This window comes from Streptomyces sp. NPDC031379, assembly GCF_055569615.1.
The window spans coordinates 162,407-183,468 of the sequence record NZ_JBVIIT010000024.1; the positions used below are offsets into that span (position 1 = coordinate 162,407).

General features: G+C 71.2%; 18 protein-coding genes. 3 read left to right on the forward strand and 15 right to left on the reverse strand.

The window, feature by feature from the left end; all coding sequences use genetic code 11:
* Window positions 1-28: 28 nt before the first annotated feature.
* Window positions 29-1,258, forward strand: a complete 1,230-nt coding sequence (locus ACZ5CW_RS31095; RefSeq protein WP_468607209.1) for a DUF349 domain-containing protein — start codon at window positions 29-31, stop codon at window positions 1,256-1,258.
* A gap of 80 nt (window positions 1,259-1,338) precedes the next feature.
* Here the strand turns inward: ACZ5CW_RS31095 and relA are convergent, their stop codons facing one another.
* The 15 genes from relA to pgsA all read right to left on the reverse strand — a co-directional run bounded on the left by relA (window position 1,339) and on the right by pgsA (window position 16,609).
* Window positions 1,339-3,876, reverse strand: coding sequence for a GTP pyrophosphokinase (gene relA, locus ACZ5CW_RS31100; RefSeq protein ID WP_468607211.1), 2,538 nt, complete (start codon window positions 3,874-3,876; stop codon window positions 1,339-1,341).
* Between the two features lie 191 nt (window positions 3,877-4,067).
* A complete protein-coding gene (locus ACZ5CW_RS31105) occupies window positions 4,068-4,607 on the reverse strand; it encodes an adenine phosphoribosyltransferase (RefSeq protein ID WP_468607213.1) in 540 nt (179 codons plus the stop codon).
* Window positions 4,604-5,713, reverse strand: a complete 1,110-nt coding sequence (secF, locus tag ACZ5CW_RS31110) for a protein translocase subunit SecF (protein ID WP_468607215.1) — start codon at window positions 5,711-5,713, stop codon at window positions 4,604-4,606. The genes ACZ5CW_RS31105 and secF overlap by 4 nt, the downstream gene beginning before the upstream one ends.
* A gap of 3 nt (window positions 5,714-5,716) precedes the next feature.
* Window positions 5,717-7,504 (reverse strand): protein translocase subunit SecD, encoded by a 1,788-nt coding sequence (secD, locus tag ACZ5CW_RS31115; protein WP_468607217.1) that lies wholly within the window; start codon window positions 7,502-7,504, stop codon window positions 5,717-5,719.
* Window positions 7,505-7,646: 142 nt separating this feature from the next.
* A complete protein-coding gene (gene yajC, locus ACZ5CW_RS31120; RefSeq protein WP_468607219.1) occupies window positions 7,647-8,168 on the reverse strand; it encodes a preprotein translocase subunit YajC in 522 nt (173 codons plus the stop codon).
* A gap of 190 nt (window positions 8,169-8,358) precedes the next feature.
* Window positions 8,359-9,429, reverse strand: a complete 1,071-nt coding sequence (ruvB, locus tag ACZ5CW_RS31125; RefSeq protein ID WP_468607221.1) for a Holliday junction branch migration DNA helicase RuvB — start codon at window positions 9,427-9,429, stop codon at window positions 8,359-8,361.
* A 27-nt stretch (window positions 9,430-9,456) separates the two neighbouring features.
* Window positions 9,457-10,062, reverse strand: a complete 606-nt coding sequence (ruvA, locus tag ACZ5CW_RS31130; protein ID WP_468607223.1) for a Holliday junction branch migration protein RuvA — start codon at window positions 10,060-10,062, stop codon at window positions 9,457-9,459.
* Window positions 10,059-10,598: a crossover junction endodeoxyribonuclease RuvC gene (gene ruvC / locus ACZ5CW_RS31135; protein ID WP_468607225.1), complete on the reverse strand. Its 540-nt coding sequence runs from the start codon at window positions 10,596-10,598 to the stop codon at window positions 10,059-10,061. The genes ruvA and ruvC overlap by 4 nt, the downstream gene beginning before the upstream one ends.
* 161 nt (window positions 10,599-10,759) lie before the next feature.
* On the reverse strand, window positions 10,760-11,512 hold the full coding sequence (locus ACZ5CW_RS31140) for a YebC/PmpR family DNA-binding transcriptional regulator (protein ID WP_392319767.1): 753 nt from the start codon (window positions 11,510-11,512) through the stop codon (window positions 10,760-10,762).
* Between the two features lie 48 nt (window positions 11,513-11,560).
* Window positions 11,561-12,166 carry a pyridoxal 5'-phosphate synthase glutaminase subunit PdxT gene (gene pdxT / locus ACZ5CW_RS31145; RefSeq protein ID WP_468607227.1) on the reverse strand — a complete coding sequence of 202 codons (606 nt, stop codon included), beginning with the start codon at window positions 12,164-12,166 and terminating at the stop codon, window positions 11,561-11,563.
* Window positions 12,167-12,191: 25 nt separating this feature from the next.
* The gene (gene pdxS, locus ACZ5CW_RS31150; RefSeq protein WP_468607229.1) at window positions 12,192-13,097 is read right to left on the reverse strand and encodes a pyridoxal 5'-phosphate synthase lyase subunit PdxS; all 906 of its coding nucleotides are present in this window, start codon (window positions 13,095-13,097) and stop codon (window positions 12,192-12,194) included.
* Between the two features lie 134 nt (window positions 13,098-13,231).
* Entirely contained in the window at window positions 13,232-13,774 is a 543-nt protein-coding gene (locus ACZ5CW_RS31155; RefSeq protein WP_468607231.1) for a LemA family protein, read from the reverse strand.
* Window positions 13,775-13,812: 38 nt separating this feature from the next.
* Window positions 13,813-14,976, reverse strand: a complete 1,164-nt coding sequence (locus ACZ5CW_RS31160) for a glycosyltransferase family 4 protein (RefSeq protein ID WP_468607233.1) — start codon at window positions 14,974-14,976, stop codon at window positions 13,813-13,815.
* A complete protein-coding gene (locus ACZ5CW_RS31165; RefSeq protein ID WP_468607235.1) occupies window positions 14,973-15,881 on the reverse strand; it encodes a phosphatidylinositol mannoside acyltransferase in 909 nt (302 codons plus the stop codon). Before ACZ5CW_RS31165 ends, ACZ5CW_RS31160 begins: the two co-directional genes overlap by 4 nt.
* A complete protein-coding gene (gene pgsA / locus ACZ5CW_RS31170; RefSeq protein ID WP_468607257.1) occupies window positions 15,878-16,609 on the reverse strand; it encodes a phosphatidylinositol phosphate synthase in 732 nt (243 codons plus the stop codon). The genes ACZ5CW_RS31165 and pgsA overlap by 4 nt, the downstream gene beginning before the upstream one ends.
* 253 nt (window positions 16,610-16,862) lie before the next feature.
* Here pgsA and ACZ5CW_RS31175 point away from each other — a divergent pair, with 253 nt between their 5' ends.
* Entirely contained in the window at window positions 16,863-19,064 is a 2,202-nt protein-coding gene (locus ACZ5CW_RS31175; RefSeq protein WP_468607237.1) for an elongation factor G-like protein EF-G2, read from the forward strand.
* 212 nt (window positions 19,065-19,276) lie between these two features.
* On the forward strand, window positions 19,277-20,923 hold the full coding sequence (locus ACZ5CW_RS31180; RefSeq protein ID WP_468607239.1) for a hypothetical protein: 1,647 nt from the start codon (window positions 19,277-19,279) through the stop codon (window positions 20,921-20,923).
* The last annotated feature ends 139 nt before the right edge of the window (window positions 20,924-21,062 follow it).

The following is a 21,062-nucleotide window of genomic DNA, read 5'->3' on the forward strand; positions in this document are numbered from 1 at the left end:
CCCGCAGGCATCATGTGGAGGAGGCGCTGTGAGCAGCGACCCGTGGGGCCGCGTCGACGAGACGGGGACCGTGTACGTGCGTACGGCCGACGGCGAGCAGGTCGTCGGTTCCTGGGCGGCCGGCTCCCCTGAGGAGGCGCTTGCCTACTTCGAGCGCAAGTACGAGGGCCTGGTTGTCGAGATCGGCCTCCTCGAGAAGCGCGTGCAGACCACCGATCTGTCGGCGAAGGACGCCCAGGTCGCGATCGACCACCTGCGCGAGCAGGTGGAGGCGCACCACGCGGTCGGCGACCTGGCCGCGCTGCGGGGGCGGCTGGACAAGCTCGTGGAGACCGTCGAGGCGCGCCGCGAAGAGCGCAAGCAGCAGCGGGCCAAGCAGTCCGACGAGGCCCGCAAGGCCAAGGAGGCGCTGGTCTCGGAGGCGGAGCAGCTGGCGCAGTCCGACCAGTGGCGGGCCGCCGGTGAGCGGCTGCGGGCTCTGGTGGACACCTGGAAGGGGCTGCCGCGGCTGGACCGCAAGTCCGACGACGAGCTGTGGCACCGGTTCTCGCACGCCCGGTCGGCGTTCTCCAAGCGCCGCAAGGCGCACTTCGCGCAGCTGGACGCCCAGCGCGAGGAGGCCCGCAGGACCAAGGAGCGGCTGGTGGCCGAGGCCGAGGCGCTGTCCGGCTCCACGGACTGGGGCCCGACGGCCGCCCGTTACCGCGAGCTGATGGCGGACTGGAAGGCCGCGGGCCGCGCCCAGCGCGAGCACGAGGACGACCTGTGGAACCGCTTCCGCGGCGCCCAGGACGTCTTCTTCGCCGCCCGTAGCTCGGTGTTCGCCGAGCGGGACGCCGAGCAGGCCGAGAACCTGAAGCTCAAGGAGGAGCTGGCCGAGGAGGCCGAGAAGCTCCTGCCGATCACGGAGCTGAAGGGCGCCCGGGCCGCCTTCCGTTCGATCAACGAGCGCTGGGAGGCCATCGGTCACGTCCCGCGGGACGCGCGTCCCAAGGTCGAGGGCCGGATGCACGCGGTCGAGCGGGCGATCCAGGAGGCCGAGGAGGCCGAGTGGCGCCGCACGAACCCGGAGGCACGCGCGCGTGCGGAGGGTCTGACCGGTCAGCTGCAGGCCGCCGTGGACAAGCTGAGGGCGCAGATCGAGCAGGCGCGTACCCAGGGCAACAACGCCAAGGCCGACAAGCTCGAGCGGGAGCTGGAGGGCCGTCAGGCGCTGCTGGACCAGGCCCTGAAGGGCCTGCAGGAGTTCGGCGGCTGATTACCCCGTAGCTTGCCGCAGAGGGCCCCGTACGCGCGTACGGGGCCCTCTGTCGTGTCGCGGTCCTCCGCGAAGCCGTGCTACGACCGGCTGCGGCCCGAGGTCACGCGGTAGACGTCGTAGACGCCCTCGACGCCCCGTACGGCCTTCAGGACGTGGCCGAGGTGCTTGGGGTCGCCCATCTCGAAGGTGAACCGGGAGGTGGCCACCCGGTCGCGGGACGTCTGCACGGCCGCCGAGAGGATGTTGACGTGCTGGTCGGACAGGACCCGTGTGACGTCCGACAGCAGCCGGGAGCGGTCCAGCGCCTCGACCTGGATGGCGACCAGGAAGACCGAGGACTGGGTGGGCGCCCACTCGACGTCGAGGATGCGCTCCGGCTCGCGGGACAGGGAGTCGACGTTGACGCAGTCGCTGCGGTGAACCGATACGCCGCTGCCGCGGGTGACGAAGCCGATGATCGGGTCGCCGGGCACGGGCGTACAACAGCGGGCCAGCTTGACCCACACGTCGTCGACGCCCTTGACGACGACACCGGGGTCGGCGCTGGAACGCCGCTTGCGGCCGCGGCTGCGGGACGGCGGGACCGCCTCGTCGATCTCCTCGGTGGCGGCCTCCTCGCCGCCGAGGGCCTGGACGAGCTTCTGCACGATGTTCGGTGCCGAGACGTGGCCCTCGCCGATCGCCGCGTACAGGGCGGAGATGTCCGAGTAGCGCATCTCGTGCGCGAGCGTGACCAGCGAGTCGCCGGTGAGGATGCGCTGGATCGGCAGGTTCTGCTTGCGCATGGCGCGGACGATGGCGTCCTTGCCGTGCTCGATCGCCTCGTCCCGGCGCTCCTTGGAGAACCAGGCCCGGATCTTGTTGCGGGCGCGCGGCGACTTGACGAACCCGAGCCAGTCGCGGGAGGGGCCGGCTCCGGCTGCCTTGGAGGTGAAGACCTCCACCAGGTCGCCGTTGTCCAGGGTGGACTCGAGCGGTACGAGCCTGCCGTTGACCCGCGCTCCTATGGTGCGGTGGCCGACCTCGGTGTGCACGGCGTACGCGAAGTCCACCGGCGTCGCGCCGGCCGGGAGCGCGATGACGTCACCCTTGGGTGTGAAGACGAAGACCTCGTTGCGGGAGAGGTCGAAGCGCAGGGACTCCAGGAACTCGCTGGGGTCCTCGGTCTCCTTCTGCCAGTCCAGCAGCTGCCTGAGCCACGCCATGTCGTTGATGGCGTCCTTGTCCTTGCCGGACGCCTTCGGCACGTCGGTGCGCACCTTGGAGGCACCGGCGACGGCCTCCTGCTTGTACTTCCAGTGCGCGGCGATGCCGTACTCGGCGCGGCGGTGCATGTCGAAGGTGCGGATCTGCAGTTCGACCGGCTTGCCGTTGGGCCCGATGACCGTCGTGTGCAGCGACTGGTACATGTTGAACTTGGGCATCGCGATGTAGTCCTTGAACCGGCCGGGGACCGGATTCCATCGCGCGTGCACCGTGCCGAGGGCCGCGTAGCAGTCGCGGACCGTGTCGACCAGGACGCGGATGCCCACCAGGTCGTAGATCTCCGCGAAGTCACGGCCGCGGACGATCATCTTCTGGTAAACGGAGTAGTAGTGCTTCGGGCGGCCGGTGACCGTCGCCTTGATCCGGGCCGCCCGCAGGTCGGACTGGACCTCGTCGGTCACTATGGCGAGGTACTCGTCGCGCTTGGGGGCGCGCTCGGCGACCAGGCGCACGATCTCGTCGTACATCTTGGGGTAGAGGATCGCGAAGGCGAGGTCCTCCAGCTCCCACTTGATGGTGTTCATGCCCAGGCGGTGGGCGAGCGGCGCGTAGATCTCGAGGGTCTCGCGCGCCTTCTTCTCCTGCTTCTCGCGCTTGAGGTAGCGCATGGTGCGCATGTTGTGCAGCCGGTCGGCGAGCTTGATGACCAGGACACGGGGGTCCTTGGCCATGGCGACGACCATCTTGCGCACGGTCTCGGCCTGGGCGGCCTCGCCGAACTTGACCTTGTCGAGCTTGGTCACGCCGTCGACTAGGAGGGCGACGACGTCGCCGAAGTCGCGGCGCAGGTCCTCCAGGCCGTACTCGGTGTCCTCGACGGTGTCGTGCAGCAGCCCCGCCATGAGGGTGGCCGGGTCCATGCCCAGCTCGGCGAGGATGGTGGTGACCGCGAGCGGGTGCGTGATGTACGGGTCGCCGCTCTTGCGCTTCTGGCCGCGATGCCAGCGCTCGGCGACCTGGTAGGCGCGCTCGATCTGGCGCAGCGTGGAGTTCTCGATCTTGGGGTCGTTGCTGCGGACTATCCGCAGCAGGGGCTCCAGGACCGGGTTGTAGGGGTTCGCGCGCTGGACGCCCAGGCGGGCGAGGCGGGCGCGGACGCGGTTGGAGGAGCCGCTGCGGGCCGGCTGGGCGGTGGGCTGGCGCACCACGGGCGGCTGCGCCGGACGCTCGGGCGGGGCTGGCTTGGGTCGCGAGGCCTCGGCGCCCTTCTCGACCGGCGCGGACTGGGCGTGCTCGACCGGCCCGCGAGTGTCGTTCGTCGCGTGCGACGCGTTCGGCGCGGGCTTGGCCGCGGCTGCCGAGGCGGACTCGGGCTTGGCGGCGGTCAGGTGCTGGGCCTCGTCTGGCAAGAGGGCTCCTCGTGCGCGATCCGGGTCCCCCGGTCAGGCTCCGGAAACCCCATGGTAGCGATCCTGGGCCTGGTCATCGCCTCCAGGCCGATGTGAGGACCGTGTACTGGGGAAACACCAGAGGCGGGGACCGGATTCCTCCGGTGCCCGCCTCGAGGAGCCGGTCTTCCACGGACCGGGGTGTACGGATCTCAGACCTGCAGCAGCGCCTGCAGCGGCGCTCCGTTCAGAGCCGCCTCCAGACGGGGCCGGCCGGCCAGGAAACCCAGTTCCATCAGTACCGCGACACCCGCGACCTCGGCGCCGGCCCGGTGGATGAGCTGGATCGCCGCCTCGGCGGTCCCGCCCGTGGCCAGCACGTCGTCGACGATCAGGATGCGGTCGCCGGAGGTCAGGTCCTCGGCGTGCACCTCGATCTCCGCAGAGCCGTACTCGAGGTCGTAGGCCTGCCGCAGGGTCGCGCCCGGCAGCTTGCCCGCCTTGCGGACCGGGATGAAGCCCAGGCCCGCACGGACGGCGACCGGGGCGCCGAGGATGAACCCACGGGCCTCCAGGCCGACGACCTTGGTCGCTCCGGTGCTCGCGGCGATCCCGGACAGGGTGTCCGTGAGCGCCGTGAACGCGGCCGGGTCCGCCAGGAGCGGGGTGATGTCCTTGAACATCACGCCCGGCTCCGGGTAGTCGGCGACGTCGCGGATACGGCTGAGCAGCAGCTCCTGGATGTCGGTCATCGGCGCTTCCCCGAAGGTCGGCCGCGGCCCCGGCTGCGGGACGCGGGCTGGTTGCGCGGGCCCACGACCGCGGGGGCGCCGTCGTCGTCCTCGTCAGCGGCGGCGGCCCGTGCCTCCGCGAGGTCCTCCTCGGAGGCGGCCTGGGCGCGCTTGGCCAGGACCCGCTTCCTGAGCGCCTTCATCGCCGGCTCGCGCTCCTTGAGGTCGGCGACGAGCGGGGTGGCGATGAAGATCGAGGAGTACGCACCGGCCGCGAGGCCGACGAAGAGCGACAGCGAGATGTCGTTCAGCGTGCCGGCCCCGAGGAAGCCGCCACCGATGAAGAGCAGACCGGCGACCGGCAGCAGGGCGACGACCGTGGTGTTGATCGAGCGGACCAGGGTGCCGTTGATCGACCGGTTGGCGATCTCGCCGTAGGTGAACCGGGTCTGCTTGGTGATGTCCTTCGTCTGCTCCTTGAGGCTGTCGAAGACGACGACCGTGTCGTAGAGCGAGTAACCGAGGATGGTCAGCAGACCGATGACCGTACCGGGCGTGACCTCGAAGCCGACCAGGGCGTAGATACCGGTCGTGATGGTGATGTCGTGGATCAGCGCGACCAGTGCCGCGATGGCCATGCGCCACTCGAAGGCGATCGCCAGGTAGATCACCACGAGGACCATGAAGATCGCCAGGCCCTGCCAGGCCTTCTTGGCGACCTGCTCGCCCCAGCTCGGGCCGACCAGGTCGGCGGCGAGCTTCTCGGGGTCGAGGTTCAGGTCCTTGGCCAGCTCCTGCTTGATCCTGTCGGACTGATCGGTCTCGATGCCGGCGATCTGGATGCGCAGGCTGCCGTTGCCCAGCTTCTGCACGATCGCCTCATGGCCGGAGGCCTCCGTGGCGTACCTCTCCGCCTGCGCCACCGAGGTGCTCATCTTGGTCGGCGTCGTGAAGACCGCGCCGCCCCGGAACTCGATGCCCATGTTCAGGCCGCGCACCGCCAGGCCGACGATGGCCGTGATGGTGATCAGGATGGAGATGCCGTACCAGATCTTGCGCTTGCCGACGAAGTCGTAAGAGATCTCGCCGCGGTGCAGCCGTGCGCCCAGGTTGCCGAGTTTCGACATCGCTCAGGCCTCCTTCGGGTCGACGGGGCCGGCGGCGGGACCGGCGGGACGGCGGGTGCGGCGCAGCGGCGGCTTGGCGCCGAGGCTCTTCGGGTCGAGTCCGGACCACTTGTGGCCGTTCGCGAAGAACTTGCGGCGCGCGAGGATCGTCATCAGCGGCTTGGTGAAGAAGAAGACGACGACGACGTCGAGGACGGTGGTCAGGCCCAGCGTGAAGGCGAAGCCCTGCACCTTGCCCACGGTGACGATGAACAGCACCGCGGCGGCGAGGAACGACACGAAGTCGGAGACCAGGATGGTGCGCCGGGCGCGCGGCCAGGCCCGCTCGACGGCGGGGCGCAGCGTGCGGCCCTCGCGGATCTCGTCCCGGATGCGTTCGAAGTACACGATGAACGAGTCCGCCGTGATACCGATCGCGACGATGGCACCGCAGACGGCCGGCAGGTTCAGCGCGAAATTGATGGCCGGGCCGAGGAGCGTCATGATCAGGTAGGTGAGGATCGCGGAGACCAGCAGGGAGGCCATGGCCACGATCGACAGGCCGCGGTAGTAGATCACCAGGTAGATCACGACCAGCGCGAGACCGATGGCACCGGCCAGCAGACCGGCGCGCAGCTGCTCACCGCCGAGCGCGGCGGTCACCGTGGTGACGGTGTCCTCCTTGAAGGACAGCGGCAGCGCACCGTAGGACAGCATGTTGGCGAGGCTCTGCGCCTCCTCCTGCTTGAAGCTGCCGGAGATCTCCGCCTGGCCGCCGGTGATGGCCTGCTGCACGAACGGGCTGGAGACGACCTCGCCGTCCAGGACGATGCCGAACTCGTTCTGCGGCCGCTGGTTCTTGGCCAGCTCGCCGGTGATGTCCGCGAACTTCTTGGCACCGCTCTTGGTGAAGGTCATCTGGACCTGCCAGCCGGCGGCGCCCTGCGTGTCGAAGACGGCCTGCGCCTTCTTCACCTCGGTTCCGTCCACTGCGGCCGGGCCGAGCACGTACTTGTACCACGCCCCGTCGATCTCGCCGCAGGCCACGGTGGACTCGCCGGGCTTCGCCTTCTTGCCGGCGTTGTTGCGGTCGGCGGGCTTGGCGCAGTTCAGGGCCGCGTACTGGGCCTGGAGCTTGGAGGCGTCGGCGCCGCTGCCGGCGGAGGCCGAGGGGGTGCCCGACGGCTTGGCGCCACCGGAGGCGGAGCCGCTCGGCGACGGGGTCGAGTCGGCCTTCAGCGCGTCGGTGACGGCGCGGCCCTGGGAGGTCGCCGTGGCCGTGGGGGACGCGGAGCCGGAGGAGGACGCCTTCTGCCCGGAGGAGGCGCTCGCCGACGGGCTCGATCCCGGCTTCGGCGAGGAGCTTCCGCTGGAGGACGCGCTCGGCGAGGGGGTCGGCGAGGCGGCGCCGCTGGGCTCACTGGCCAGGACGGGGCGGAAGTAGAGCTTGGCGGTGGTGCCGACCTGCTGCTGGGCCTCCTTGGAGTTGGTGCCCTTGGGGATGTTGACGATGATGTTGTCTTTCCCCTGGGTCTGCACCTCCGCCTCGGAGACGCCGAGGCCGTTGACACGGCGGTTCATGATGTCGACCGCGGTGTCCATGTTGGCCTTGTTGATCGCGGACCCCTGGTCGGCCACCGCCTTGAGCGTGATGCTCGTACCACCGGCGAGGTCGATGCCGAGACGCGGAGTCTTGTGCCCGGAGGCGAACATCCCTCCGGTGAGCGCCACGATGGCGATCAGGATGAGGGCCAGCGAGCGCCCTGGCTTGCTCTGGGCGCCCGCGTTTCGGCCCCTCTTAGGTGCTGCCACCTTCTCGTACTCCCTCTCGGGCCGCCCCGCGCCCGGTCGGCGCGGTCGGCCATGACATGGTGTCGGGTTCCCGTGCGGGAAACAGACGCGCCCGGGGTGCGCAGGGCGTCATCATCCCGCCGCCGTGCACCCCGGGGCGCGACTACTTCGCGTCGGAGTCGCCGTCGGTCTTCTTCGACTCGTCCTTCGCCTGGGCCGCTTCGGCCTTGTCCTCGGCGGCCTGGACCGCGTCGGTCCCGCGCTCGGCGGCGTCCTTCTTACCGAGGTCGATCTTGTCGTCGGAGGCGGCGGCAGCGGCGGCAGGCCCGTCGGTCTCGTCGGTCTCGGTGAGGGAGGAGGCGTCGTCCGGGACGACGTCGGCGTCGGACTTCAGGTCGTGCTCGATGCCGTGCACGATGCGGTTGTACTCGTCGTCGCTGAGCACGGCGCCGATCGCGTTCTTGGCGAAGAGGAGGTCGACGCCCGGCGCGGCGTCGAGGAGGACCGTGTCCTCGTTGACCTCCTTGACCGTCGCGTACATCCCCCCGATCGTGCGGACACCGGAGCCGGGCTGCATCTCGTTCCGCATGGTGGCAGCCTGCTGCTGCTTCTTCTTGGCCGAGCGCGTCATCAGGAACATGGCCGCGATGAGCACGATGAAGGGGAGAAGGGTAAAGGCATTCACGGGACGGGGTTTCCTTCGCGCGACCGCGACGGAGAGCGGCCTTTGGGATGGGGGTGTGTATCGGCGCCGCCCGCAAAGGCGGCATCGGCGGAGTCTAAGCGAGTCCGCGCGCATGGAACAACGCTCAGCATGGCACCTGAGTTCCTGCCCCGGCCAATGGCCTCGCCGTCACAGGATGATCACGTCGCCGTCACGTCCCGAAGAGGTCCTGTTGTCCGTTTCCCGCCGACGCCGAGCGGGGCGGGGTCATGCCGAGATGTGCCCAGGCGGCGGGCGTGGCGACCCGGCCGCGCGGAGTGCGGGCCAGCAGTCCCTCCCGGACGAGGAACGGTTCGGCGACCTCCTCCACGGTCTCCCGCTCCTCCCCCACCGCGACGGCGAGGGTGGACAGGCCGACCGGGCCGCCGCCGAACAGCTTCAGCAGGGCCTGCAGCACGGCGCGGTCGAGCCGGTCCAGCCCGCGCGTGTCGACCTCGTACACGGCGAGGGCGGCGGCGGCGATGTCACGGGTGATCAGGCCGTCGGCCTTGACCTGGGCGTAGTCGCGGACGCGGCGCAGCAGGCGGTTGGCGATGCGGGGCGTGCCGCGGGAGCGGCCGGCGATCTCCGCGGCGCCCTGCGGGTCGATCTCGACGTCGAGCAGGTGTGCCGAGCGGTGTACGACGCGCTCCAGCTCGTGCGGCTCGTAGAACTCCATGTGCGCGGTGAAGCCGAAGCGGTCGCGCAGCGGGGGCGGCAGCAGCCCCGCGCGCGTGGTGGCGCCGACCAGGGTGAACGGGGGCAGCTCCAGCGGGATGGCGGTGGCGCCGGGGCCCTTGCCGACGATGACGTCGACGCGGAAGTCCTCCATCGCCATGTACAGCATCTCCTCGGCGGGCCTCGACATGCGGTGGATCTCGTCGAGGAAGAGGACCTCGCCCTCCTGGAGGGAGGAGAGGATCGCGGCGAGGTCGCCGGCGTGCTGGATGGCGGGGCCGGAGGTGATGCGGATGGGGGCGCCCATCTCGGCCGCGATGATCATCGACAGGGTGGTCTTGCCGAGGCCGGGCGCGCCGGAGAGCAGTACGTGGTCGGCGGTGGCCCCTCGCGCGCGTGCGGCCCGCAGGACGAGGTCGAGCTGTTCGCGGACCTTCTCCTGGCCGATGAACTCGCCGAGGTCCTTGGGGCGCAGGGCGGCCTCGACGGCCTGGTCCTCCCGGTCGGCGGACGCACCGACGAGCCGCTCGGCGGCGGAGGTGTCGGTCGTGTCGTCCCAGTTCACGAGGTTCTCCTAGCGGGGTGGCGCAGGTCAGCGGGCGCGGTTCAGGGTCTGCAGGGCGGCCTTCAGCAACTGCCCCACCTGCGGTGTGCCGCCGGCGGCCTCGGCCTGGGGCGCCACGGCGGTGACGGCCTCGTCCGCCTCGCGGGTGGCGTAGCCGAGGCCGATGAGGGCGGCGTGCAGCTGGTCGCGCCAGCCCTGGCTGACCGGGGCGCCGACCGCGGGGGCGCCGAGGGGCTCGCCGAGGCGGTCCTTCAGCTCCAGCAGCAGCTTCTGGGCGCCCTTCTTGCCGATACCGGGCACGGCGGTGAGGGCCTTCTCGTCACCCGTGGCGACGGCGCGCCGCAGCGCGTCCGGGGTGTGCACGGCCAGCATGGCCTGGGCCAGGCGCGGTCCGACGCCGCTCGCGGTCTGCAGCAGCTCGAAGACCTGGCGTTCGTCGTCGTCGGCGAAGCCGTACAGGGTGAGCGAGTCCTCGCGGACGACGAGGGAGGTGTGCAGCTTGGCGGGCTGGCCGATCCGGAGCGTCGACAGCGTGTTCGGCGTGCACTGGACGGCCATGCCGACGCCGCCGACCTCGACGACCGCGGCGTCGGGGGCGAGCGCGGCGACCGTGCCGCTGACGAAGGCGATCATGCCGTACGGCCTTTCGTTGCGTGGGCGGTGTGCAGGGCGACGGCCTGCTGGAGCCGGTTCTGGGCGGGGGCGCGCCAGATGTGGCAGATGGCGAGCGCGAGGGCGTCGGCGGCGTCGGCCGGCTTGGGCGGCGCGGCGAGCCGGAGGAGCCGGGTGACCATGGCTCCGACCTGCGCCTTGTCGGCGCGGCCGCTGCCGGTGACGGCGGCCTTGACCTCGCTGGGGGTGTGCAGGGCGACGGGGATGCCGCGCCGGGCGGCGCACAGCATGGCGACGGCGCTGGCCTGGGCGGTGCCCATGACGGTGCGGACGTTGTGCTGGCTGAAGACGCGCTCGACGGCGACGAACTCGGGCCGGTGCTCGTCCAGCCACTGCTCGATGCCCTGTTCGACGGCGAGCAGGCGGTGACTGAGGTCGGCGTCCGCGGGGGTGCGTACGACCCCGACGCCGACCATGGTGAGCGGGCGCCCCGCGACCCCCTCGACGACACCGACGCCGCAGCGTGTCAGCCCAGGGTCCACCCCCAGTACGCGCACGCGCCCCTCCCTTCGACGACTCGATCTCCCCCGGCCACCGCTGAGCGGCAGCGCCAGTCCGTGCAGGCTATCGGGTGCCACCGACAACGCCCCGCACCACCGCCCGACAACGCGACGGGCCGACGGGAGGTGTCCCGTCGGCCCGTCGGCAGTCGTGTGCGCTACGCGTCGACCTTCTCCATGATCTCGTCGCTCACGTCGAAGTTGGCGAAGACGTTCTGCACGTCGTCGCTGTCCTCGAGCGCGTCGATCAGCTTGAAGATCTTCTTGGCGCCGTCCTCGTCCAGTTCGACCTGGACGGACGGCACGAAGCTGGAGTCGGCGGAGTCGTAGTCGATGCCGGCCTCCTGGAGGGCGGTACGGACCGCCACCAGGTCGGTGGCCTCGCTGATGACCTCGAAGGTCTCGCCGAGGTCGTTGACCTCCTCGGCGCCCGCGTCCAGGACGGCGCCGAGGACGTCGTCCTCGCTCAGCTCGCCCTTGGGGACGATGACGACGCCCTTGCGGCTGAACATGTACGAGACCGAGCCCGGGTCGGCCATGTTGCCGCCGTTGCGGGTCATGGCGACGCGGACGTCGGAGGCGGCGCGGTTGCGGTTGTCGGTGAGGCACTCGATGAGCACCGCGACGCCGTTCGGGCCGTAGCCCTCGTACATGATCGTCTCGTAGTCGGCGCCGCCGGCCTCGAGACCACCGCCGCGCTTGATCGCGGAGTCGATGTTCTTGTTCGGGACCGACTGCTTCTTGGCCTTCTGGACTGCGTCGTAGAGCGTCGGGTTGCCCTCGAGGTCGACGCCGCCCATGCGCGCCGCGACCTCGATGTTCTTGATCAGCTTCGCGAAGAGCTTGCCGCGCTTGGCGTCGATCACGGCCTTCTTGTGCTTCGTCGTAGCCCATTTAGAGTGGCCGGACATCTGCCTGTCTCCTTCGCGTAACCATCCACATAACGAACGCCAGAGATCCTACAAGGACTCCGCCGTACGGTTCGCGCGCACCATGTCGACGAACAGGGAGTGCACACGGTGGTCGCCGGTCAGTTCGGGGTGGAACGACGTGGCGAGCGCGTTGCCCTGACGGACGGCGACGATGTGACCGTCGTGCTCGGCGAGCACCTCGGTCCCGGCGCCCACGGACTCCACCCACGGGGCGCGGATGAAGACGCCCTCCACAGGATCGCCCGCGATGCCCCGTACGTCGACCGCGGCCTCGAACGACTCGTTCTGCCGTCCGAAGGCGTTGCGGCGCACGATCATGTCGATACCGCCGATGGTCTCCTGGCCCGAGCGCGGGTCGAGGATCTTGTCGGCGAGCATGATCATGCCCGCGCAGGTGCCGTAGACGGGCATGCCGTCCCGCACACGCGCGCGCAGGGGTTCCATCACTCCGAAGAGGACGGCCAGCTTGGAGATGGTGGTGGACTCGCCGCCGGGCAGGACGAGACCGTCGACCTCGGCGAGTTCCTCGGGGCGCCGCACCGGCCTGGCCACGGCGTCGGCCGCGGCCAGGGCGATGAGGTGCTCCCGTACGTCGCCCTGGAGGGCCAGGACGCCTATGACAGGAGTGTTCATGGGGTGATGTACCTGTGGCCTGTGCTTACCAGCCGCGGTTGGCGTACCGCTCGGTCTCGGGGAGGGTGTCGCAGTTGATGCCGACCATGGCCTCGCCGAGGTTGCGGGACGCGTCCGCGATGATCTTCGGGTCGTCGTAGAAGGTGGTGGCCTTGACGATGGCGGCGGCGCGCTTGGCCGGGTCGCCGGACTTGAAGATGCCGGAGCCGACGAACACGCCCTCGGCACCGAGCTGGCGCATCAGGGCCGCGTCGGCCGGGGTGGCCACGCCGCCGGCGGAGAAGAGGACCACCGGGAGCTTGCCCAGCTCGGCGACCTCCTTGACCAGCTCGTAGGGGGCGCGCAGCTCCTTGGCGGCGGCGTACAGCTCGTGGTTGTCGAAGCCGCGCAGCTTGGCGATCTCGTTCTTGATCTGGCGCAGGTGGCGGACGGCCTCGACGACGTTGCCGGTGCCGGCCTCGCCCTTGGAGCGGATCATCGCGGCGCCCTCGGCGATGCGGCGCAGGGCCTCGCCGAGGTTGGTGGCACCACAGACGAAGGGGGTGGTGAAGGACCACTTGTCGGAGTGGTTGACCTCGTCGGCCGGGGTGAGGACCTCGGACTCGTCGATGTAGTCCACGCCGAGGGACTGCAGGACCTGGGCCTCGACGAAGTGGCCGATGCGGGACTTGGCCATGACCGGGATCGAGACGGCCTCGATGATGCCCTCGATCATGTCCGGGTCGGACATACGGGCCACGCCGCCGTCCTTGCGGATGTCGGCCGGGACCCGCTCCAGGGCCATGACGGCGACGGCGCCCGCGTCCTCGGCGATCTTCGCCTGCTCCGGCGTGACGACGTCCATGATCACGCCGCCCTTGAGCTGCTCGGCCATGCCGCGCTTCACGCGGGCGGTGCCGGTCTCGGGAGCCTGGTTCTCGGTGGTGGACACGGGTGACCTCACTGACGGGAAAGAGGGTTTCTGCTGCACCGAGGAAACGCGAGTGGACCAGGCCACAGCAAGGGCCAATGGGAAGCCGGTGGATCCTTTTGGCCCCCGGGCGACCGGCGCGGGCGGCGCGCCGGTCAGGAGACGCGCTCCACCAGGGCCGCCGGCGGTTCGTCGTCCATCTCGACGGCGAGCGGGAACGGGGCGTGGCCGGCCAGCCGGAACCAGCGGACCTTGCGGTGCTCGCGGAGCCTGCGGGCGGCCCCGACGGCGTCGTTGTGGAAGCGGCGGGCCATCGGGACGCGGCGGACGGCCTCCGCCAGCTCGAGAGCCGCCTGCTCGCCGCCGGGGGCCTCCCGCAGGGCCTCCACCTGCGCCGGCTCCGCGAAGACCGCGCGCAGCGCCTGGCTCAGCTCGCTCTCGGCGACCTCCCGCTGCTCCTCCTCGGCCTGCCGGGCCGCGTGCGCGGCCTCGTACAGCACGATCGAGGCGGCCGGGTCCAGCACGCCCGAGGTCGCCAGTTCCTGCGCCACGGAGGCCCGTCGCAGCAGCTGGGCGTCGAGCGCGGCCCGGGCGGCGTCCATCCGTACGTGCAGCCGGTCCAGCCGCCCGGCCGTCCAGCTCAGGTACACGCCGATCGCCACGAGTGCGACAAGGATCCAGATGAGGGTTGCGGTCACGGCCGAAGGCTATCGGCCGAGGGTGCGCACCCCCGCCGTCAGTCCCGCGCCAGTCCGAACCGGGCCCGCAGCCCCGTCGTCCGTTCGTCCGCCGCGACCGCCGCCGCGCCGGCCGTGACCGTCTCGTAGACGGACAGGATGTCCGCGCCCACCGTCGACCAGTCGAACCGCCGCACATGGGCGCTGCCGCGCTCGCGCAGCCCGGCCCGCCGCACCGGGTCCCCCAGCAGCCGCAGGGCCCCTTCGGCCAGCGCGTCGGCGTCCTCGTTGGCGAACACCTCGCCCGCCTCGCCCTGGTCGAGGACCTGCACGAAGGCGTCCAGGTCGGAGGCGAGGACGGGGGCGCCCGCCGACATCGCCTCGACCAGGATGATGCCGAAGCTCTCGCCTCCGGTGTTGGGCGCGACGTACAGGTCGACGCTGCGCAGGAGACGCGCCTTGTCCTCGTCGCTGACCATGCCGAGGAACTCCACCTGCGGGCGCAGCTCCTTCGGCAGTTCCTCGACGGCCGCCTCCTCGTCACCCCGCCCCACGACCAGCAGCCGGGTCTGCGGGCGGGCGGCCAGGATCTGCGGCAGGGCCTTCATCAGGACGGGCAGGCCCTTGCGGGGCTCGTCGATACGGCCGATGAAGCCGATCGTGTCGCCCTGCCACTCCGGCTTGGGCTCGGCGCCGGCGAAGAAGTCGACGTCGACGCCGTTGGGGATGACCACGGCGTCCCCGCCCAGGTGCTCGACCAGGGTGCGGCGGGCGTACTCGCTGACCGCGATCCGCGCGCTGATCTTCTCGAGCGCGGCCTGCAGGATCGCGTAGGCGGCGATCATCGCGCGGGAGCGGGGGTTGGAGGTGTGGAAGGTGGCCACGATCGGACCGGAGGCCGCCCAGCAGGTCAGCAGGCCCAGCGAGGGGGAGGTCGGCTCGTGGATGTGGACCACGTCGAACTTGCCCTCGTGCAGCCAGCGCCGTACCCGCGCGGCCGACAGGAAGCCGAAGTTCAGGCGGGCCACCGAGCCGTTGTACGGCACCGGGACCGCGCGGCCGGCCGAGACGACGTACGGCGGCAGGGGCGTGTCGTCGTCGGCCGGGGCGAGGACGGACACCTCGTGGCCGAGCCGGATGAAGTACTCGGCGAGGTCGCGGATGTGGAACTGGACGCCACCGGGCACGTCCCAGGAGTACGGGCAGACGATCCCGATTCTCACGAGGGTCCCTTCGCGGGGTCGAGGTCGGCGAGCCACAGCCGCTGGAGCATGTGCCAGTCCTCCGGGTGCTCGGCGATCCCGGAGGCGAAGGCGTCGGCCAGCGCCTGTGTCATGACAGACGTCTTCTCGGCCCGCGTACCTGACTGCGGCACCTCGACCGGAGGGTGCACCTGGCCCCGCATGACGGGCGAGTCGTCGTACCAGAGCGTGACCGGCAGCAGCAGGGCGCCGGTCTGCTGGGCGAGCAGGGCCGGGCCCGCGGGCATCCGGGCGCGGTCGCCGAAGAAGTCGACCTCGACACCGGAGGCGGACAGGTCGCGGTCGGCGACCAGGCAGACCAGGCCGCCGTCGCGCAGCCGCCGGGCCAGTGTGCCGAAGGCGGAGCCGCCGCTGTGCGGGAGCACCTCCATGCCGAGGCCCTCGCGGTAGGCGACGAAGCGGTCGTACAGCGTCTCGGGCTTCAGGCGCTCGGCGACCGTGGTGAACGGCGTCTGCAGCTCCGTGGTGACCCAGGCCCCGGCCAGATCCCAGTTGGCCAGGTGGGGCAGGGCGAGGACCACGCCCCGGCCGGAGGCGAGGCCGTCGGTGAGGTGGTGGATGTCCTTGGGGACGAAGCCCGTCCGCACCCGCTCGGGGCTCCAGGCCGGGAGCCGGAAGGATTCCATCCAGTAGCGCAGGTAGGAGCGCATGCCCGCACGGGAGAGTTCGGCGAGGCGCTCGGGGCCGGCGTCGGGCACCACGCGCGCGTAGTTCGCCTCGAGGCGCTGCACGCCCTTGCCGCGCTGCTTCCAGGCGAGGTCGGCGATGGTGCGGCCGAGGCGGACCGCGACGGGCTCGGGGAGCTTCTTGACGGAACTCCAGCCGAGGCCGTACAGCGCGTCGGTCAGCCGGTCGGCGGTGCTCACTTCGCCGCCTCGCTCCCCTGGGACGCGTTCTCCCGGGCGGCGGCCTCCTCCGCCTCGGCGGACTCGCGGCGGACGGTGACGACCCGCTGGACCAGCGTGACGAGACTGCCCACGGCGACGATCCACAGGGCGATCGGCAGCAGCCACTGGATGCCGGGCACGCCGAACTTGTGCAGGCCCGCGAAACCGGCCGCGACCAGCGAGATCACCAGCCGCTCGGCGCGCTCGACGAGCCCGTTGACCGCCACCGGCAGGCCGATCGACTCGCCGCGCGCCTTGGTGTACGAGACCACCTGGCCGCTGGCCAGGCAGAAGATCGAGACGGCGCACAGGACGTTGTCGTTCCCGTTGCCCGCGTACCAGAGGGCGAAGCCGCCGAAGATCGCGCCGTCGGCGACCCGGTCGAGCGTGGAGTCCAGGAAGGCGCCCCAGCGGCTGGAGCGGCCCAGCTGGCGGGCCATGTTGCCGTCGACCAGGTCGGAGAAGACGAACAACGTGATCACTACCGTGCCCCAGAAGAACTCGCCCATGGGGTAGAAGACCAGCGCGCCCGCGACCACACCGGCCGTACCGATGAGCGTGACCGTGTCGGGGCTGACGCCCCGGCGGATGAGAAACGCGGCGAACGGTGTGAGGACACGCGTGAAAAATGCACGCGCGTACTTGTTCAGCATGGCCTTCCCGACGGTCGGTGTCGCCGCGGCCCTGGTGGCCGCCGGCTGGCCCATCGTAGCCACGCGCGTGCGTGCGTGACGGGCGGGCACCCGCACCGGGGCGCCGCCGGCCGGTGCGCGCGCCCCCGTCACGGGGCGTGCGCGGCGCGATCCCGGCCCGTACGCACCCTTCGTGGTCCTTCGTATGGACGCGGCATGACGGGAGTGGAAAGCTCGAATAACCGCGGGCGTCGCCGGAGCCGCCAGTGCACGCGGGTCCCGCGTGTCCGCGCCCACAGTGACCTCACCGTGCACGGGAGGCAGGATCATGGGCGACAAGGCACAGACACACCACCCCGGAGCCGCCGGCAGGGCTCTGGCGGCCGACCATCCCGCGTCCGTACGGAACGTGGTGCTGGTCGGCCACAGCGGAGCGGGCAAGACGACCCTGGTGGAGGCCCTCGCGCTGACCGCGGGGGCGGTGAACCGGGCGGGCCGCGTCGAAGACGGCGGCACCGTCTCGGACTACGACGACATCGAGCACCGGCAGCAGCGCTCCGTACAGCTCTCGCTGGTGCCCGTCGAATGGAACGGCATCAAGGTCAACCTCCTCGACACCCCCGGGTACGCGGACTTCGTCGGGGAACTCCGGGCCGGTCTGCGCGCCGCGGACGCGGCCCTCTTCGTCGTCTCGGCCGCGGACGGGGTCGACGGCTCGACACGGATGGTGTGGGAGGAGTGCGCGGCCGTCGGCATGCCCCGCGCGATCGTGGTCACGCACCTGGAGTCCGCGCGCGCCGACTTCGAGGGGATGACCCGGATCTGCGCGGAGGCCTTCGGCGGCGACGATCCGGACGCCGTCCTGCCCCTGTACCTGCCGCTGCGCGGCCCCGAGGGGCCCGACGGCCACGCGCCCGTGACAGGTCTGATCGGGCTGCTGTCGCAGAAGCTGTTCGACTACTCGACCGGCGAGCGCAAGGAGTCCGAGCCCGGCGAGGACCAGCTGCCGGACATCGAGGAGGCCCGCAACCGGCTCATCGAGGGGATCATCGCCGAGAGCGAGGACGAGACCCTCATGGACCGCTATCTGGGCGGCGAGCAGGTCGACGTCAAGACGCTGATCGAGGACCTGGAGCGGGCCGTCGCCCGGGGCAGCTTCTTCCCCGTCCTGGCCGGCGCGCCCGCCGCCGAGGGCGCCAGGCAGGGCCTCGGCACGGTCGAGCTGCTGGAGCTGATCACCGGCGGGTTCCCGACCCCGTTCGAGCACCCGCTGCCCGGGGTCACCACCATCGACGGCACGACACGCGAGCTGAAGCCGTGCGACACCGCCGGCCCGCTGGTCGCCGAGGTCGTCAAGACCTCGTCCGACCCCTACGTGGGCCGCATCTCCCTCGTCCGTGTCTTCTCCGGCACCCTGCGTCCCGACCGGACGGTGCACGTCTCCGGGCACGGCCTGGCCGACCGCGGGCACGAGGACCACGACGTCGACGAGAAGGTCGGTGCCCTGTCCATGTCCTTCGGCAAGCAGCAGCGGCCGGTGACGCACGCCGTCGCCGGCGATCTGGTGTGCGTGGCCAAGCTGAGCCGCGCCGAGACCGGCGACACGCTCTCCGCGAAGGACGACCCGCTCCTGATGGAGCCCTGGCAGATGCCCGACCCGCTGCTGCCGCTCGCCATCCACGCGCACAGCAAGGCCGACGAGGACAAGCTCTCGCAGGGGCTGAGCCGCCTGGTCGCCGAGGATCCCACGATGCGCCTGGAGCAGAACCAGGACACCCACCAGGTGGTCCTGTGGTGCCTGGGCGAGGCCCACGCGGACGTCGCCCTGGAACGGCTGCGCAGCCGTTACGGCGTCCAGGTCGACGTGGTCCCGCACAAGGTCTCCCTCCGGGAGACGTTCGCGAACAGGGCCGCCGGGCGAGGCCGGCATGTGAAGCAGTCCGGCGGGCACGGGCAGTACGCGATCTGCGAGATCGAGGTGGAGCCGCTGCCGGGCGGCTCCGGCATCGAGTTCGTGGACAAGGTGGTCGGCGGCTCGGTGCCCCGGCAGTTCATCCCGTCCGTCGAGAAGGGCGTACGGGCGCAGGCCGCCAAGGGCGTGGCCGCCGGCTATCCGCTCATCGACGTCCGGGTCACGCTGGTGGACGGCAAGGCGCACTCGGTGGACTCCTCCGACGCCGCCTTCCAGACCGCGGGCGCGCTGGCGCTGCGCGAGGCCGCCGCGGAGGCGAAGATCCATCTGCTGGAGCCGGTGGCCGAGGTGACCGTGCTGGTCGGCGACGACTACGTGGGCGCCGTGATGAGCGATCTGTCGAGTCGGCGGGGCCGACTGCTCGGCACCGAACAGGTGGGCTCCGGGCGGACGTTGATCCGTGCGGAGGTGCCCGAGTTCGAGATCGGCCGGTACGCCGTCGACCTGCGCTCGCTGTCGCACGGCACGGCCCGCTTCGACAGGGCCTACGCCCGGCACGAGCCGATGCCGCCGCAGATCGCCGAGCGGGTCCGCGAACAGGCCGGGGACGGCGCATAGTTCCGCGGCGTCCTGCTTCGCGCGCGGGCGGGCGGCTTCGGCCGTCCGCCCGCGGGTTGTCGGTGGCGGCGGATACGCTGATCACCTGATCACGTGGTGCCGCAGCCGTCCGGTAGTGGTCTGTCATCGGCAAGGCGGCCGGTCCAACAGGTGTGCGGGGCAGGGAAGTCGGGAAGGCCGCAGGAGCGACGCCGGCGGTGATGGGGGCGGGAATGTCGTTGGGAACGGAGTGGGACGGGCCCCAGGTGCCCGTCTCGGGTGACGAGGGACAGGCGGCGACCTCCGCGCTGGCCTCCGCGGCCTACCGGGACAGCTTGGTCGAGGAGATCAAGAAGGCCGACAACGAGTGGCACCAGTCGACCGTCAAGGCCGGCCGGATCAAGCTGTTCCGGCCCAATCTCGGTGAGGCGTTCTCGCGGGCCGTGGTCGACCGGATGCTCGCGCCCGGCCGCGCGCCGCTCATCCAGTCCTTCGGTTCCGAGCCCCAGTTCGTCGTGGAGCACTGTCTGGCGGCCAACAACATCCGCCGTGAGCGCGACAACCGGCTGTCGGCCGTCACGGTCCTGTGCGGGCTGCTCTTCCTGCCCGGGCTGATCGGCTGGCTGATCGTCTTCCAGCTGCGCACGTTCGTCGCCAAGCGCGACGACAAGCGCGCCGGACCGATGGCCACCGCCCTGCTGGTCGGCGTCGGCGTGCTCGCCGCGCTGTTCCTGATCAAGATGCCGTTCGGCGGGTTCTGGGCGTGGTACGCCCGCGCGTGCGTCGCCCTGCCCGTGGTGGGCTGGTTCTGGGCGAAGCAGATCTGCGAGAGCACCGCCAAGGATCTGCGGGCCCGCTGGGACGGCCTGCTCTCGGGCACCAGCGTCGGCGCGAAGGTCCCGGAGGCGGTGCCGCGCGGACCCGGCCAGACCGCTGCCGAGGAGCTGCGCCAGTCGCTGGCCCGGCTGAGCGCCGAGCAGCAGTCCAACTCGGTCTTCTACGCCGGCCCCAAGGGCATACTCGGCATGGGCACCCGCTGGGGCGCCTGGCAGCTCGCCGAGGAGCTGGTGCCGGCCGACCCCACACGGGAGATCCACCCCTTCCGCAGCTGGGACGTCATCCGCGCGATCCACGACCAGCTGACCCTGCTGGAGCGCGGCCCGCTGAACACGGGCGGCTTCCCCAAGCCGTCGATACGGCACTGGATCGTCACGCCGATCGGCGAGAAGGCCGCGGCGGTGTCCCGGCCCGAGGGCACGGACGTGGAGGCGTTCCAGGTCAAGCCGCACGCCATACAGGACATCTGCAACAAGCAGCAGTTCGGCAGCGGTGACCGGCACTACCTGGGCGTGCAGTGGACGCTGTGGGACGGCCAGCTGGTCATCACCATGCTGATCACGGTGACCGTGCTGCACGAGACGCTGCGCATCGAGGTCACCGGGCACGCGCTGGGACCGGTGAACCCGCTGTTCACCTCGAAGCCGGAGGCGCCGACCAAGGAGGTCGCGAAGTCCCTCAAGCCCTGGGAGAACCGCACGATCAAGCTCCCGCTGGTCGGCACCGACGAGGTGGTACGGCTCGCCGCGCGCGCCCCGCTGACCTGGTACCCGCCGCTGCTCAAGTGGCTGGGCGGCTCACTCGGTCTGCCCGAGCCGTTCGGTCTGCGGCACGCCTGGGCCGACCAGCCGTGGCGGCACCGTTTCATGGCCGACGACGCGCTGCGCGCGGCCACGCCGGTGCTGCGGGTGGTGCACTCGGCGGCGATCAGGGTGCTGCAGGAGAACGGCGTGGACACGGAGAAGTTCGGCGCCCGCTCGGCGTTCCTCAGCGGCAACGTCCAGGACCCGACGCCGCGGAAGGCCGACGTCTACGACGCGTAGGCCTCCGGCGGTCCGGCCGGTGGGGGGGGGGGGGGGGGGGGGGGGGGGAGGGAGGGGGGGGGGGGGGGGGGGGTGGGGGGGGGGGCGGAGAGGGGGGCGGGTGGGGGGGGGGGGGGGTGGCGTGTTGTGGGGTCGGAAA

Bases quoted from the DNA above. Each gene is read 5' to 3' on its own strand.
- ACZ5CW_RS31105 (WP_468607213.1), bottom strand. From the start codon at position 4,607: ATGACCGACATCCAGGAGCTGCTGCTCAGCCGTATCCGCGACGTCGCC.
- secF (WP_468607215.1), bottom strand. From the start codon at position 5,713: ATGTCGAAACTCGGCAACCTGGGCGCACGGCTGCACCGCGGCGAGATC.
- ruvA (WP_468607223.1), bottom strand. From the start codon at position 10,062: ATGATCGCCTTCGTCAGCGGCACGGTCGCCGCGCTCGCCCCCGACGCC.
- ACZ5CW_RS31140 (WP_392319767.1), bottom strand. From the start codon at position 11,512: ATGTCCGGCCACTCTAAATGGGCTACGACGAAGCACAAGAAGGCCGTG.
- pdxT (WP_468607227.1), bottom strand. From the start codon at position 12,166: ATGAACACTCCTGTCATAGGCGTCCTGGCCCTCCAGGGCGACGTACGG.
- pgsA (WP_468607257.1), bottom strand. From the start codon at position 16,609: ATGGGCCAGCCGGCGGCCACCAGGGCCGCGGCGACACCGACCGTCGGG.
- ACZ5CW_RS31175 (WP_468607237.1), top strand. From the start codon at position 16,863: ATGGGCGACAAGGCACAGACACACCACCCCGGAGCCGCCGGCAGGGCT.
- ACZ5CW_RS31180 (WP_468607239.1), top strand. From the start codon at position 19,277: ATGTCGTTGGGAACGGAGTGGGACGGGCCCCAGGTGCCCGTCTCGGGT.